Here is a 12667-nt window from a genome sequence, read left to right as displayed (position 1 = left end):
CCAGAGTAAAAATTATCGTTGTTATTTGTTTCCCGTCGCGCGTTTAAGCGCAATGCGAGCGGTAATACGCAGCCTTATCAGGCGCCAGAACACCCAGATCAGCGTGCCGGCAGAAATCATCGCCGTCAGCAGATAGGTGTCATTGTAGGCAAGAATATTGGCCTGCAGCGTTGAGGCGTTCTGCAAGAGCGTGCTGGCCTGAACGTTCAGCAGCGTGCTGTCGCCAATCTGGCTTTGATACATCTGGCTATATTGCCGAAGACGTTCGGCAATTAGCGGATTCAGCGTGGTTATCTGGTCTGCGAGCTGGCTGGAGTGAAACTTTTCCCGCCAGGTCTGAAAGGTGCCGAGGATCGCCGACCCCAGCAGACCGCCGATATTCTGGCTCATGCCAAACAGCACAGAAAAGCTCACCAGGTTGCGCTGGTCGGCAATGACCCCGCCGATCCCGGCCAGCATCGCCGGCGCCAGGAAGAACGCGCTGCCGAAGCCGAGCAGGAACTGGCTGAACATCAGCTGTTCGGGACGCGTCAGGATAGTCGACTGGCTGTCGAGCAGCGAGGCTATCATGATCAGCGCCAGCGCGGTGGCGGTGGGCCAGTAGAGCCGCTGCGGGTTGAGCGTCAGGCAACTGGCGATAATTCCGCAGAGGATACCGGCGAAAATCGACCACGCCAACTGGGTCATCTGTTCGTTCTGTAGCCCGACGTACTGCAGCCAGCCGATAACACCGGTGTTCTGCTCCGCCAGTACAATTCGCATCAGCAGCATAATTAACCCCAGGCGCAGGATACTACCGCTGGAGAGCCAGTGGGTGTTGAGCAGCGGGTTGCTGCGGTTGTGCTCGAAGGCGATGGCCGAGACAATCAGCACCACCGCGCCCGCCAGCGCCCAGCCAATCCACGGGGCCTCAAACCACCAGTCAAGACGGCCCAGAGAGAGGACGGCGCAGACCAGCGCCATGCCCGGGGCCAGCAGAATAAAGGTAATGAAATCCTTTTTCTCGAACACCTTCTTCCGATCGCTGGGGGGCAGCTTGAGCACCATCACGCAGGCGAGTGAGACCAGCGCCAGCCCCAGTTCAAAAAAGTAGAGGCCGCGCCATTCGTCAATCTGCAGCAGCTCCGTGGAGAAGAGGCGGGCGAGGGGAATCGCCAGCGATGAGCCGGTGATCCCAATGGTCAGCGCCTTCAGGCGGTGACGGGCGGGCCACGCCTGCACCTGATAATAGATGCCCAGCGAGCTGAGCGCCGCCGCCACCATACCGTGCGCGGCGCGGACCATCATGGCCGAGCTGAGATCGTTGACGAAGAGGTGGAAAAAGGTCACCAGCACGTACAGTACCAGGAAGCCTTCGGTAAAGGCGCGCAGGCCGAACTGCTGGCGAAATTTTACCAGCAGCAGGTTGATCGAGACGTTGGTCATAACGTAGACCGCCGGCAGCCAGGCGATCTCCGTCGACCAGGCGGCGAAGGTTCCCTGCAGGTTCTGCAGGTTGGCGGTGACCACCGCATTGCCCAGCGCGCCGGTCAGGCAGACCAGTAGCCCGACGATGCCGTAGGCGATACGCTTTGGCGTAGAGTGAATCGGTGTCGACGGCGAGCCGAGGATCGCCGGCTTTTCATGCGGTGCCCAGTCGTGCGGCACGTAGGGGTTTTCAGGACGGCGAGGCATTACTTTTTCTCCACCTCGCGCAGCAGTTTTTCCAGCACCAGGTGGGTTTGCTGCCGCTCTTCGGGGCTAATGGCGCTTAAGATCTCTTCGCGTAAATCATCGGCCACCGTTTTGACCTGCAGATAGAGTTCCAGGCCTTTGTCGGTGGCAACCAGCAGGCGCTTGCGCCGGTCGCTGTCGGTTTTTACGCGTTCCACCAGCGCCAGGTCCACCAGCCGGTTGATCAGCGGGACGATGGTGGCGCTCTCTACGCCCAGCTCCTGGGCCAGCTCGCTTTGCGATAGCGGCTGCTCGTTGCGGGCAATCGCCGAGACGGCGACCCAACTGGCCTGACTCATGCCGAGGTCTTTGAGCCGGCGGTTAACCGCCAGCCGCCAGTGATGGGCGGTGAGGTAGAGTAAATGGGAAAAGGTGAGCTGTCGGTTATCCATAATCTTCTGCAAAGTCATTAGAGCTCTAATGAGTTTATGCCCGACGGATTGGCGAATTCAAGGTGAAATAAAAAAATTGTTAATGGTCTGTACGAAAAATGTACTGGCGGCGGTGAAAGGGCAAAAAAAAGCCCGGGCCAGGGCCCGGGCGGTTGGGGCGATCGTCGTCGAACCTTAGCCCGGATAGATCCCGCGATCTTTACGCGCCATCAGAATACGCTCACAGGCAACGATGTAAGCTGCGGTACGCAGAGAACACTCTTTCTCGGAGGCTTTCTCGCAGACGTGGACGATTGCATCGGTCATGATGCGGTCCATTTTGGCGTTGATCTCCTCCTCGCTCCAGAAGAAGCTCGCCATATCCTGCACCCATTCGAAGTAGCTGACGGTCACGCCGCCGGCGTTACAGATAACGTCCGGCACCACGATCACGCCGCGCTCGGCCAGCACGTCATCGGCCTCAGGGTAGGTCGGGCCATTCGCGCCTTCCAGCACCAGCTTGCAGCTGATTTTTTCCGCGCGCTCGCGGGTGATCTGACCCTCCAGCGCCGCCGGGATCAGAATATCCATCGGCGTGGTCCAGAAGGCTTCTTTGTCGATTTCGCGGGCGCCAGGGAAGCCGGCAATCTGCTTCTTCTCCGCCTGCCATGCGGTCAGGGCGGCCATATCAATCCCGCCCTCATTGAACAGCGTCGCGGTATGGTCCTGAATCACCACCACCCGAGCGCCAACTTCGGAGAACAGGCGGGCCGCTTCGCTACCCACGTTACCAAAGCCCTGCAGCGCGACCTTCGCGCCCTCAATTTCAATCCCGAAGCGTCCAGCCACTTCGCGGCCGGTGATAAACACGCCGCGGCCGGTGGCCTTTTCACGACCGAGAGAACCGCCGAGGTGGATTGGTTTACCGGTGACCACGCCGGTGATGGTGGTGCCGTGGTTCATGGAGTAGGTATCCATCATCCACGCCATCACTTTGCCGTTGGTGCCGACATCCGGCGCCGGGATATCCTTTTGCGGTCCGATGATAAGGCCGATTTCACTGGTGTAGCGGCGGGTCAGACGCTCCAGCTCGCCTTCCGACAGGCTGAACGGGTCAACACGAACGCCGCCTTTCGCGCCGCCGTAAGGAATATTGACCGCCGCGCACTTAATGGTCATCCAGGCAGAAAGCGCCATCACCTCGTTCAGGTCAACGTCCGGATGGTAGCGAACACCACCTTTACCCGGGCCACGCGAAAGATTGTGCTGTACGCGATAGCCTTCAAAATGGCGGATGGTGCCGTCATCCATCTGCACCGGGATATCGACGATCAGCGCGCGCTTCGGGTGACGCAGGGTTTCCACCCAGTAGGCAAGGTCGCCCAGATAAGGCGCTACGCGGTCGATCTGGCGCAGATAGGTGGTCCAGGGAGATGCACTACTTTCAGATGCGTAAGATAACTTTTCCATAAGAGTCCTGTTCTCAGTGTTATTTATATCGTGTGAAACCGTGGAATAGCTACAGCAGTAAACTCTGTGTGAAGAATAATATCACCAATTTTATAAAGCAGTATTTGACGGCAATGGCGAATTTTACATTTTTGTTAGAAATTTTGTTTTTTAAGTGAATAACTAAGCACTGAAAACCCGCCGCATGCAGTGCATTGATATGCGTATTTTATGCAAATTAGTGAATATAAAAATAAATTATCTATATTTTTCATTACCTTGATGATCTTCAAAAAGTGAATAAATGCCGTGATGCCGTATTGACTTTACGGCACGACAGGCCCCAGCATGAGAGCACGCAATACACAAGGTGTTAACCGTGACTTAACAATTACCCCTGCATTAATAAGGGATTTATTTCCTGCGCTGAATTTCACCTCCGCGCAACGGATTCGCTCGCAATAAAAACGGCGGCCGGGAATTGTTAATTTCAAATATCCACGACTGACAAATTTAATTATTGTCAACCATTGTTCCGGAGAAGTGTTATGTCAGGCAGTATTACTCGTGAAGATTTTGATTCTTATATGGTTCCCTGCTTCGCTCCAGCCCCGTTTATTCCGCTGAAAGCGGCGGGTTCGAGAGTATGGGATCGGCAGGGTAAAGAGTATATCGACCTGGCGGGCGGTATCGCCGTTAACTCTCTTGGGCACTGTAACCCGGCGTTGGTGGCGGCGCTAAAGGCGCAGCTCGATAGCCTGTGGCATATCGGCAACGGCTATACCAACGAGCCGGTGCTGCAGCTGGCTAAAACGCTGGTTAACGCCACCTTTGCCGATAAGGTTTTCTTCTGCAACTCCGGGGCGGAGGCCAACGAAGCGGCGCTGAAGCTGGCGCGCAAATATGCGCACGATAAGTTCGGCGCCGATAAAAGCGAAATCATTGCCTTCAACAACGCCTTCCACGGCCGCACGCTGTTTACCGTATCCGTAGGGGGACAGCCGAAATACTCCTGCGATTACGCGCCGCTGCCGCCGGATATTACCCATCTGCCGTATAACGATATTGCGGCGCTTACCGCCGCTATCTCCGGGCGTACCTGCGCGGTTATCGTTGAGCCGATCATCGGCGAAGGCGGGGTGGTTCCGGCCGACCCGGCATTTCTCAGCACGCTGCGGGCGCTGTGCGATCGGCATAACGTCACGCTGATTTTTGACGAAGTTCAGACCGGCGCCGGGCGGACCGGCTCGCTCTACGCCTACCAGCACTACAACGTGGTCCCGGATATTCTGACCAGCGCCAAGGGGCTGGGCGGCGGCTTCCCGATTGGCGCCATGCTGGTGAAAGAGACGTGGGCGCAGGTTTTCCAGCCGGGAACCCACGGCACCACTTTCGGCGGCAATCCGCTGGCGGCAACGGCGGCCAACGGCGTTCTGGCACAGCTCGATGATGCCCTGCTGGCCGGGGTTGGTGAGCGCCACGACGCGATCGTCGCGGGGCTGAATGCCCTGAACGCGAAGTACGATCTCTTCAGCGCGGTGCGCGGCGTCGGGCTGCTGATTGGCGCCGAGCTGGCAAGCCGCCTGCGCGGTCAGGCCAAAACCTTGACCAACCTCGCGGCGCAGGAGGGACTGATTGCCCTGATTGCCGGGCCCGACGTCCTGCGCTTTGCCCCGGCGCTCAATATTCCGCTGGCGGACATTGAGGAAGCCTTCGCGCGCCTCGATCGCGCCGTCGCCCGCCTGACGTGCTAATTCGGGAGACGGTTTATGATGCTATTTCGTCCCGTCAGGGAAAACGATCTCGACGACATCATCCGCCTCGCCTCACGGGCGGGGGTTGGCATGACGTCGCTCCCCAACGATCCCGCGCGGCTGGCCGCGCGGATCCAACGCAGCGTTGACACCTTCGCCGGCAGGCTTCCCCGCGGGCAGCAGGGCTTCCTGTTTGTGCTGGAGGATACCGACCTGTCGCGGGCGGTGGGCGTCAGCGCCATCGAGGTGGCGGTAGGGCTCGACGAACCCTTTTACAATTTCCGCCTGCAGCGCACGGTTCGCGCCTCGAAGGAGCTGGGGGTTTATAAAAATCAGGAGCTGCTGAACCTGAGCTACGACCACACCGGCCACAGCGAGCTCTGTACTCTGTTTCTCGACCCGGAGTATCAAAAAAACCGCAACGGGCTGTTCCTCTCCAAAGCGCGGTTTTTATTTATCGCCGCCTTCCGGGAGCTGTTTTCGCCGCATCTGTTCGCCGAGCTGCGCGGGCGCAGCGATGAGCAGGGCAATTCACCGTTCTGGGACGCCCTGGGCCACCACTTCTTCGATATTCCCTTTGCCGACGCTGACCGGCTGACCGGTACCGGCATGAAAACCTTCATTGCCGAGCTGATGCCGGCGTATCCGATTTACGTCTCGCTGCTGCCGGAAAACGCCCGCGAAGCGATTGGCGAGGTGCATGCCAATACCTCACCGGCGCGGGCGATCCTCGAAAAAGAGGGCTTCAGCTGGTGCGGGTCGGTCGACATTTTCGACGCCGGCCCGGTGCTTGAAGCGAAAACCGACAGCATCAGAGCGATCGGCGAGAGCCAGTTTATCCCGGCCATGCACGTCATGGCGCAGCGGGCGGCACCGATCATCGTCGCCAATAACCAGTTTGAACGCTTCCGCGCGGTGCTGCTGACCCCGGAAGAGAACCACCAATGCGAACACGCCGCGCTGGATGCCCTCGAGGTTAGCGAGACTGACCGGGTGCATGCGGTAACACTCAATCCGGAGAGCAGAACATCATGGCAATAAACGCACATTTTATCGCAGGAGAGTGGCAGCAGGGCTCGGGTGCGCCGTTAACCAAGCTGGCGCCGGAAAACCAGGCGCCGCTGTGGCAGGCGGCCAGCGCGGGAGCGGCGGAGGTGCATGCCGCCTGTGCAGCGGCGCGCGGCGCCTTTTACGCCTGGTCTCATCTGGCGCTGGCGGAGCGTATTGCCTGCGTGCAGCGCTTTGCCGCGCTGCTGGATGCGCATAAAGAGGCCCTGGCGGAGATGATTTCTCGCGAAACCAGCAAGCCGCTGTGGGAAACCCGCACCGAGGTGCAGGCGATGATCGGTAAAGCGGCGATCTCCATCGACGCCTACGCCGAGCGCACCGGCGATCGCGAATCGGCGATGCCGGACGGCAAAGCGCTGCTGCGCCACAGGCCGCACGGGGTGATGGCGGTCTTCGGCCCCTACAACTTCCCCGGCCATTTGCCGAACGGCCATATTATTCCGGCGCTGATTGCCGGCAACACGGTGGTCTTTAAGCCCAGCGAACTGACGCCGGCGACCGCCGAACTGACCGTTCAGCTATGGCAGCAGGCGGGGATCCCGGTAGGGGTTATCAACCTGATTCAGGGCGGCAAAGAGACCGGCCAGGCGCTGCTGGAAAACCGCGATATCGACGGGGTGCTGTTTACCGGCAGCGCCTCGGTCGGCGCCCACTTCCACCGCTATCTCGGCGGCCAGCCGGAGAAGATGCTGGCGCTGGAGATGGGCGGCAACAACGCGCTGATCGTCGCCGACGCGGCCGATACCGACGCGGCGCTGCACGTGATTATCCAGTCGGCGTTTATTTCCGCCGGACAGCGCTGCACCTGCGCCCGCCGGCTGCTGGTCAGACACGGGCAGCAGGGCGACGCCCTGCTGCAGCGGCTGGTTGCCGCCAGCGCCAGCATTCGCGCCGGCCGCTGGGATGCCGAACCGCAGCCGTTTATGGGCGGCGTTATCTCACTGCAGGCGGCGCAGGCAATGCTGGCGGCGCAGGACAATCTGGAACGCCTCGGCGGCAAGGTGCTGCTGCGCATGACCCAGCCGGATCCGAACTCCACGCTGCTCACGCCGGGGATTATTGACGTGACCGGGATCGACGTGCCCGACGAAGAGTATTTTGGCCCGCTGCTGACGGTGGTGCGCTACGAGCAGTTTGATGAGGCGATCCGCATCGCGAATAACACCCGCTACGGGCTGGCGGCGGGGCTGATTTCTGTCGACCCGGCGCTGTTCGCCAGGTTCAGCGACGAAGCGCGCGCCGGGATCGTCAACTGGAACAAGCCGCTGACCGGCGCCTCCAGCAAAGCGCCGTTTGGCGGCGTGGGTGCCTCCGGCAACCACCGAGCGTCGGCCTGGTACGCGGCGGACTATTGCGCATGGCCGATGGCCTCGCTGATTAGCGAAACGCTGACGCTGCCGGCGGCAACGTCGCCCGGCCTGCCATTCTGACAACGGATTCTGTGAGGACACTATGTCTGGTTTTGAAGCTAATTTTGACGGCCTGGTTGGGCCAACGCACCACTACGCCGGGCTGTCGGTCGGTAACGAAGCCTCGCAAAATAACCGCGACGGCGTATCCAACCCGAAGAAAGCGGCGCTGCAGGGCTTATGCAAAATGAAGGCCCTCGCCGACAGGGGTTTTATTCAGGGGATTTTACCGCCGCAGCCGCGGCCGAATATCGCCGCCCTGCGCGGTCTGGGCTTTTACGGCAGCGATGAGCAGGTGATTACCCGTGCCGCCGCCGACGCGCCGCATCTGCTCTCGGCTTTTAGCTCCGCGTCATCGATGTGGACCGCCAACGCGGCAACGGTATCGCCATCCGCCGACAGCGCCGACGGCAGGCTGCACTTTACGGTCGCCAACCTGACCAATAAGCTGCACCGCTCCCAGGAAGCGCCCACCACCGCGGCGATTTTACGCGCGACCTTTGCCGACGAGAGCTATTTCGTCCATCACCATGCCCTCGCTCAGCACGGCGATCTGGGTGATGAAGGCGCGGCAAACCACAACCGCTTCTGCTACGACTACGGCCGTCAGGGGCTGCAGCTGTTTGTCTACGGCAGGCGAGCCAGCGGCGGCGTGGCCCCGCAAAAATATCCGGCGCGTCAGACCCTGGAGGCGAGCCAGGCGGTGGCGAGGCTGCATCGGCTGAACCCGGAATATACCGTCTTTGCCCAGCAGGACCCGGCGGCCATCGACGGCGGCGTGTTCCATAACGACGTCATTGCGGTGAGCAATCGCCACGTGCTGTTCCACCATCAGCAGGCTTTTGTGCAGCAGCAGGCGCTGCTGGAGACCCTGCGGGAAAAAGCGGCCCGCCTGGATATTCCGTTTGTCAGCGTCGAGGTTCCGCAGGCGCAGGTGGGGCTCAATGACGCCGTTGCCTCGTACCTGTTCAACAGCCAGCTGCTGAGCAAGCCGGACGGCAAAATGCTGATCGTGGTGCCGGAAGAGTGCCGCCAGCGCGATAACGTCTGGCACTACCTGAGCGGGCTGGTGAGCGACAGCGCCTCGCCGATCGACGAGCTGGCGGTATTCGATCTGCGCGAAAGCATGCGCAACGGCGGCGGCCCGGCCTGCCTGCGCCTGCGGGTGGTGCTGAACCACGCCGAGCTGGCGACGGTGAATCCGCACAGCCTGATGGACGACGCGCGCTATCTGCAGCTCACGCAGTGGGTCGAGAAGCACTACCGCGATCGCCTCCACGCCCGCGACCTGGCCGACCCGCAGCTCCTGAGCGAGGTCTATCAGGCCCTTGATGAACTGACGCAGATTTTGCGCCTGGGCTGCATCTATGACTTCCAGCGCTAAGGGGCCGGGAATGGACAACAAGGTGAATGATTTGCTGTACTGCCGGCTGGCGGAGTGGGCGTTTCCCGCGGAAATCGAGGCGCGCTGGCTGGCGGAAGGCGTGCTGCAGTTGCTGCCGCAGAGGCCGTGGCGGCAGGCGACGATCGTTTCGGCCGGGATCCACGGCAACGAAACCGCGCCGATAGAGCTGCTGCTGGAGATTGTGCATGCGCTTAGCCAGGGCCGGCAGCCGCTGTCGCAGGCGCTGCTGATCGTCTTCGGCAACCTGCCGGCGATCCGCGCCTCTCGCCGCTATTTGCATAATGACCTCAACCGCCTGTTCGGCGGGCGTCATCTGCGCGTTGCGCTGGGCAACGAGTCCCGACGCGCGGCAGAGCTGGAGGCGGCGACCCTGGCGTTCTATACGGCGGCCGACGCGCATGGCCCCGTCGGCAGAGCGCATCTCGATCTGCATACCGCCATCCGCGGCTCGCGCTACCGCCAGTTTGCGCTTCTGCCCGCCCGGGAGGAGGAGTACAGCGCCGAGTTTTATCGGCTGCTCGCTGCCAGCGGTATGGACGCGGTGGTGCGGCATACCGAACCCGGCGGGACCTTCACCCACTTTACCGGCGAGGCGTTTGCCGCCGAAAGCGCGACCCTCGAGCTGGGCAAGGTGATGCCCTTTGGTGAGAACGATCTTAGCCTGTTTGCCGCCGCCGACGCGGCGCTGCGGGCGACGATCGGCGACGGGGCGCTGCCTTCACGCCTTAAGGAGCCGATGCACCATTTTGTGGTTCAGGAGAGCATCATCAAGGGCGACGATCGCTTCACCTTGCACCTCGATCCCAAAATCGAAAACTTCACCGCGCTTGCTGCCGGGCAGGTTGTTGCCCGCCAGGCGGAGAAGACGTGGGTTATCGATGTTCAGGCTCCCTATATCCTGTTTCCGAATGCGGGAGTGGCAAGCGGGCAACGCGCCGGTTTGCTGCTGAAGTCTGCCGCGCCATGCCTTTCTTTGCCTCTCTGAAGGAATCGACATGACTCAACATCAACGTGAGGGGCAGGAGCATCCTGCCATCGACGGGGAGTGCCCGTCGCAGCTCAAACGCGGCCTTGGCGCCCGGCACATTCAGATGATTGCGCTGGGCGGCGCTATCGGTACCGGCCTGTTTATGGGGGCGGGACGAAATATTGCGGTGGCGGGCACCTCGATCCTGCTGATTTACCTGCTGGTAGGCTTTTTTACCTATATGGTGATGCGGGCGATGGGCGAAGTGCTGCTCACCCGCCTGGATTACCGCTCCTTTGCCGATTTCGTCGGCGATTATCTGGGGCCGCAGGCGAGCTTTTACCTCGGCTGGACCTACTGGCTGAGCTGGGTGGTGACCTGTATCGCTGACGTGGTGGTGTGCGGCAGCTATATGCAGTACTGGTTTCCCGAGATGTCGGCGTGGATGCCGGCCCTGAGCACCCTCGGCATTCTGTTCCTGTTCAATTTGCTGTCGGTGAAGATGTTTGGCGAAGCTGAATTCTGGTTTGCGTTGATCAAGGTGATTACGATTATCGCGCTGATTATGACCGGCGCGTGGATGATCGCCATCGGCTGGATCTCGCCGGACGGCGTGAAGGCCTCGCTGCACCATATCACCGACCCGGCGGTCTTTATGCCCCACGGCGTCACCGGGTTCCTGGCCGGCTTCCAGATAGCGATTTTCTCCTTCACCGGGATTGAGTTGCTCGGGACGATGACCGCCGAGACCCGCGATCCGCAGAAGATTTTACCTAAGGCGATCAACGCGCTGCCGCTGCGGATCATCATTTTTTATCTGCTGTCGATGGTGGTGATTATTGCCGTGGCCTCGTGGCCGGGCGTATCGCCCGATACCAGCCCGTTCGTGACCCTGTTTGCCAAAGCCGGCCTACCCGCCGCCGCGGCGGTGATTAACTTTGTGGCCCTGACCTCGGCGATGTCGTCGGCCAACAGCGGGGTCTACTCCAGCACCCGCATGCTGTACGGCCTGTCGGTTGAGAAGCACGCCCACGGGCAGTTCCGCATCCTGTCGCGCCACACCCGCATTCCGGTGCGCAGCCTGCTGTTCTCCTGCTTCTGCATGCTCAGCGGCACGCTGCTGCTGTTCCTCGTGCCGAACGTGATGACCCTGTTCACCATCGTCTCGACGCTGGCGGCCATCATGGTGGTCTTCAGCTGGGGAATGATCCTCGTGGCCTACCTGGTGTATCGGCAAAAGCGCCCGGACCTGCATGAAAGCTCGACCTTTAAGATGCCGGCGGGCGTGGCGATGAGCTGGCTTAGCCTGCTGTTTTTTGCCTTCGCTATTTTTATCATGATCTTCGACCCCGATACCCTGAAGGCGCTGATCGCCACGCCGCTGTGGTTTATCGCCCTGTGGCTGTGCTGGAAAATGAAGCAGAAGCGAGAAGGACAAACGCGGCTGGAGAAACTTAACGCCTGACGGGATACAATCGGCCTAATCGGCTGCGCGGCGATAAAGAGGGACTTTGTCGCCGCGCAAATTGAAAAGGAGAGGGTATGTCAGATAATTTCCCGGCGCTGTCCGCCGATACGCTGGCGGCAGCGAACCTCGTCGGCGCATGGCTGGCGCAGGACGATTTTACAGCGCTGGCGCAGAAGCCGCCGTTTGAGGTGGTGGTGCTGGCGGGCAACGCGGTGATCCCAACCATTGATGCCGCCTGTCGGCTGGCGGCCGAGGCCGGGGTTCCGCTGCTGATAAGCGGCGGGATTGGCCATTCAACGTCGTTCCTCTATGAGGCGGTACGCAACGACCCGCGCTATGGCTCGCTGCCGGTTGAGGGGCGCGCCGAGGCGCATATCCTTGCCGATATCGCTCATCAGTACTGGCACATACCGCGCGGGCGGATCGTGGCGGAAGCGCGCTCCACCAACTGCGGCGAGAACGCGCGCTTTACCCGCGATGTGCTCGAGGCCGAGGGGCTGGCGCACCGCGTCGGGGTGGTTATCCAGGACCCGACCATGCAGCGGCGCACGATGGCGACCTTCGCCCGCGTCTGGCAGGGAGAGGATCCGCTCCCACGCTGGTACAGCTATCCGGGCTGCGTGCCGCAGCTGCACAATACGGCGGAGCAGGGCCCCGAGTTCAGCGGCGCAGCGCAGGGGCTATGGCCGGTGGGGCGCTATCTGGCGCTACTCCTTGGCGAGCTACCGCGCCTGCAGGACAGCCCCCTGGGATACGGCCCGCTGGGCAAAGATTTTATTGCCCACGTTGATACGCCTCCCCGGATTGTCAGCGCGTGGCGCCAGCTGCGTGAAGATAGCCTCCTGACCCGCGCCCTCGGGGATCGCACCTTAGGCTGATGATTTTTGCCCGTTTGCGCCGGATTTGCCGCAAACGGGCAGTTTGTGTTGCCTGAATGTAACGTTTTTTCCGGGCTTCGGGCCAGATTCTATGAAGTAATTCACATAATCACGCGTATGGACTGCTCCGGCTGCCCGTTACGGATAGATTTTTAACAAATAAATCACTTGTTAAAAACAATAAA

General features: G+C 60.8%; 10 protein-coding genes and 1 pseudogene. 7 read left to right on the top strand and 4 right to left on the bottom strand.

Translation table 11 applies throughout. The features are described from left to right. Nucleotides 1-21: 21 nt before the first annotated feature. The 4 genes and pseudogenes from GVK32_RS08420 to GVK32_RS29500 all read right to left on the bottom strand — a co-directional run. Complete coding sequence (locus GVK32_RS08420) at nt 22-1674, bottom strand: MFS transporter (RefSeq protein WP_159872918.1); 1653 nt, start codon at nt 1672-1674, stop codon at nt 22-24. Continuing rightward, nucleotides 1674-2105 carry a MarR family winged helix-turn-helix transcriptional regulator gene (locus GVK32_RS08415; RefSeq protein ID WP_045855151.1) on the bottom strand — a complete coding sequence of 144 codons (432 nt, stop codon included), beginning with the start codon at nt 2103-2105 and terminating at the stop codon, nt 1674-1676. Before GVK32_RS08415 ends, GVK32_RS08420 begins: the two co-directional genes overlap by 1 nt. 174 nt (nt 2106-2279) lie before the next feature. Then, entirely contained in the window at nt 2280-3554 is a 1275-nt protein-coding gene (locus tag GVK32_RS08410) for a Glu/Leu/Phe/Val dehydrogenase (protein WP_041145285.1), read from the bottom strand. Between the two features lie 218 nt (nt 3555-3772). After that, nucleotides 3773-3847: pseudogene (locus GVK32_RS29500) on the bottom strand (hypothetical protein); the annotation flags it as partial. A 234-nt stretch (nt 3848-4081) separates the two neighbouring features. On the opposite strand from GVK32_RS29500, the gene GVK32_RS08405 reads away from it, so the two are divergent. From GVK32_RS08405 to GVK32_RS08375, 7 genes are all read left to right on the top strand, one after another. Continuing rightward, nucleotides 4082-5287, top strand: a complete 1206-nt coding sequence (locus GVK32_RS08405; protein WP_159872917.1) for a bifunctional succinylornithine transaminase/acetylornithine transaminase — start codon at nt 4082-4084, stop codon at nt 5285-5287. 18 nt (nt 5288-5305) lie between these two features. Further along, nucleotides 5306-6328, top strand: coding sequence for an arginine N-succinyltransferase (gene astA / locus GVK32_RS08400; protein WP_200842853.1), 1023 nt, complete (start codon nt 5306-5308; stop codon nt 6326-6328). Then, the gene (gene astD / locus GVK32_RS08395) at nt 6319-7785 is read left to right on the top strand and encodes a succinylglutamate-semialdehyde dehydrogenase (protein ID WP_159872915.1); all 1467 of its coding nucleotides are present in this window, start codon (nt 6319-6321) and stop codon (nt 7783-7785) included. The genes astA and astD overlap by 10 nt, the downstream gene beginning before the upstream one ends. Before the next feature lie 22 nt (nt 7786-7807). Continuing rightward, nucleotides 7808-9148, top strand: a complete 1341-nt coding sequence (gene astB / locus GVK32_RS08390) for an N-succinylarginine dihydrolase (protein WP_159872914.1) — start codon at nt 7808-7810, stop codon at nt 9146-9148. A 10-nt stretch (nt 9149-9158) separates the two neighbouring features. Next, nucleotides 9159-10154 carry a succinylglutamate desuccinylase gene (gene astE / locus GVK32_RS08385; RefSeq protein WP_159872980.1) on the top strand — a complete coding sequence of 332 codons (996 nt, stop codon included), beginning with the start codon at nt 9159-9161 and terminating at the stop codon, nt 10152-10154. Between the two features lie 10 nt (nt 10155-10164). Beyond that, a complete protein-coding gene (locus tag GVK32_RS08380) occupies nt 10165-11601 on the top strand; it encodes an amino acid permease (RefSeq protein ID WP_159872912.1) in 1437 nt (478 codons plus the stop codon). Between the two features lie 77 nt (nt 11602-11678). Continuing rightward, entirely contained in the window at nt 11679-12482 is an 804-nt protein-coding gene (locus GVK32_RS08375) for a YdcF family protein (protein ID WP_159872910.1), read from the top strand. Nucleotides 12483-12667 lie beyond the last annotated feature (185 nt).

Source organism: Klebsiella sp. 18074 (assembly GCF_902705905.1).
In the GTDB taxonomy this organism is placed as follows: domain Bacteria; phylum Pseudomonadota; class Gammaproteobacteria; order Enterobacterales; family Enterobacteriaceae; genus Klebsiella; species Klebsiella terrigena.
This window is presented reverse-complemented; position numbering and strand designations above follow the sequence as displayed.

Coding starts and splice junctions, on each gene's coding strand:
- GVK32_RS08420 (WP_159872918.1), bottom strand. CDS start 1,674: ATGCCTCGCCGTCCTGAAAACCCCTACGTGCCGCACGACTGGGCACCG.
- GVK32_RS08415 (WP_045855151.1), bottom strand. CDS start 2,105: ATGGATAACCGACAGCTCACCTTTTCCCATTTACTCTACCTCACCGCC.
- GVK32_RS08410 (WP_041145285.1), bottom strand. CDS start 3,554: ATGGAAAAGTTATCTTACGCATCTGAAAGTAGTGCATCTCCCTGGACC.
- GVK32_RS08405 (WP_159872917.1), top strand. CDS start 4,082: ATGTCAGGCAGTATTACTCGTGAAGATTTTGATTCTTATATGGTTCCC.
- astA (WP_200842853.1), top strand. CDS start 5,306: ATGCTATTTCGTCCCGTCAGGGAAAACGATCTCGACGACATCATCCGC.
- astD (WP_159872915.1), top strand. CDS start 6,319: ATGGCAATAAACGCACATTTTATCGCAGGAGAGTGGCAGCAGGGCTCG.
- astB (WP_159872914.1), top strand. CDS start 7,808: ATGTCTGGTTTTGAAGCTAATTTTGACGGCCTGGTTGGGCCAACGCAC.
- astE (WP_159872980.1), top strand. CDS start 9,159: ATGGACAACAAGGTGAATGATTTGCTGTACTGCCGGCTGGCGGAGTGG.
- GVK32_RS08380 (WP_159872912.1), top strand. CDS start 10,165: ATGACTCAACATCAACGTGAGGGGCAGGAGCATCCTGCCATCGACGGG.
- GVK32_RS08375 (WP_159872910.1), top strand. CDS start 11,679: ATGTCAGATAATTTCCCGGCGCTGTCCGCCGATACGCTGGCGGCAGCG.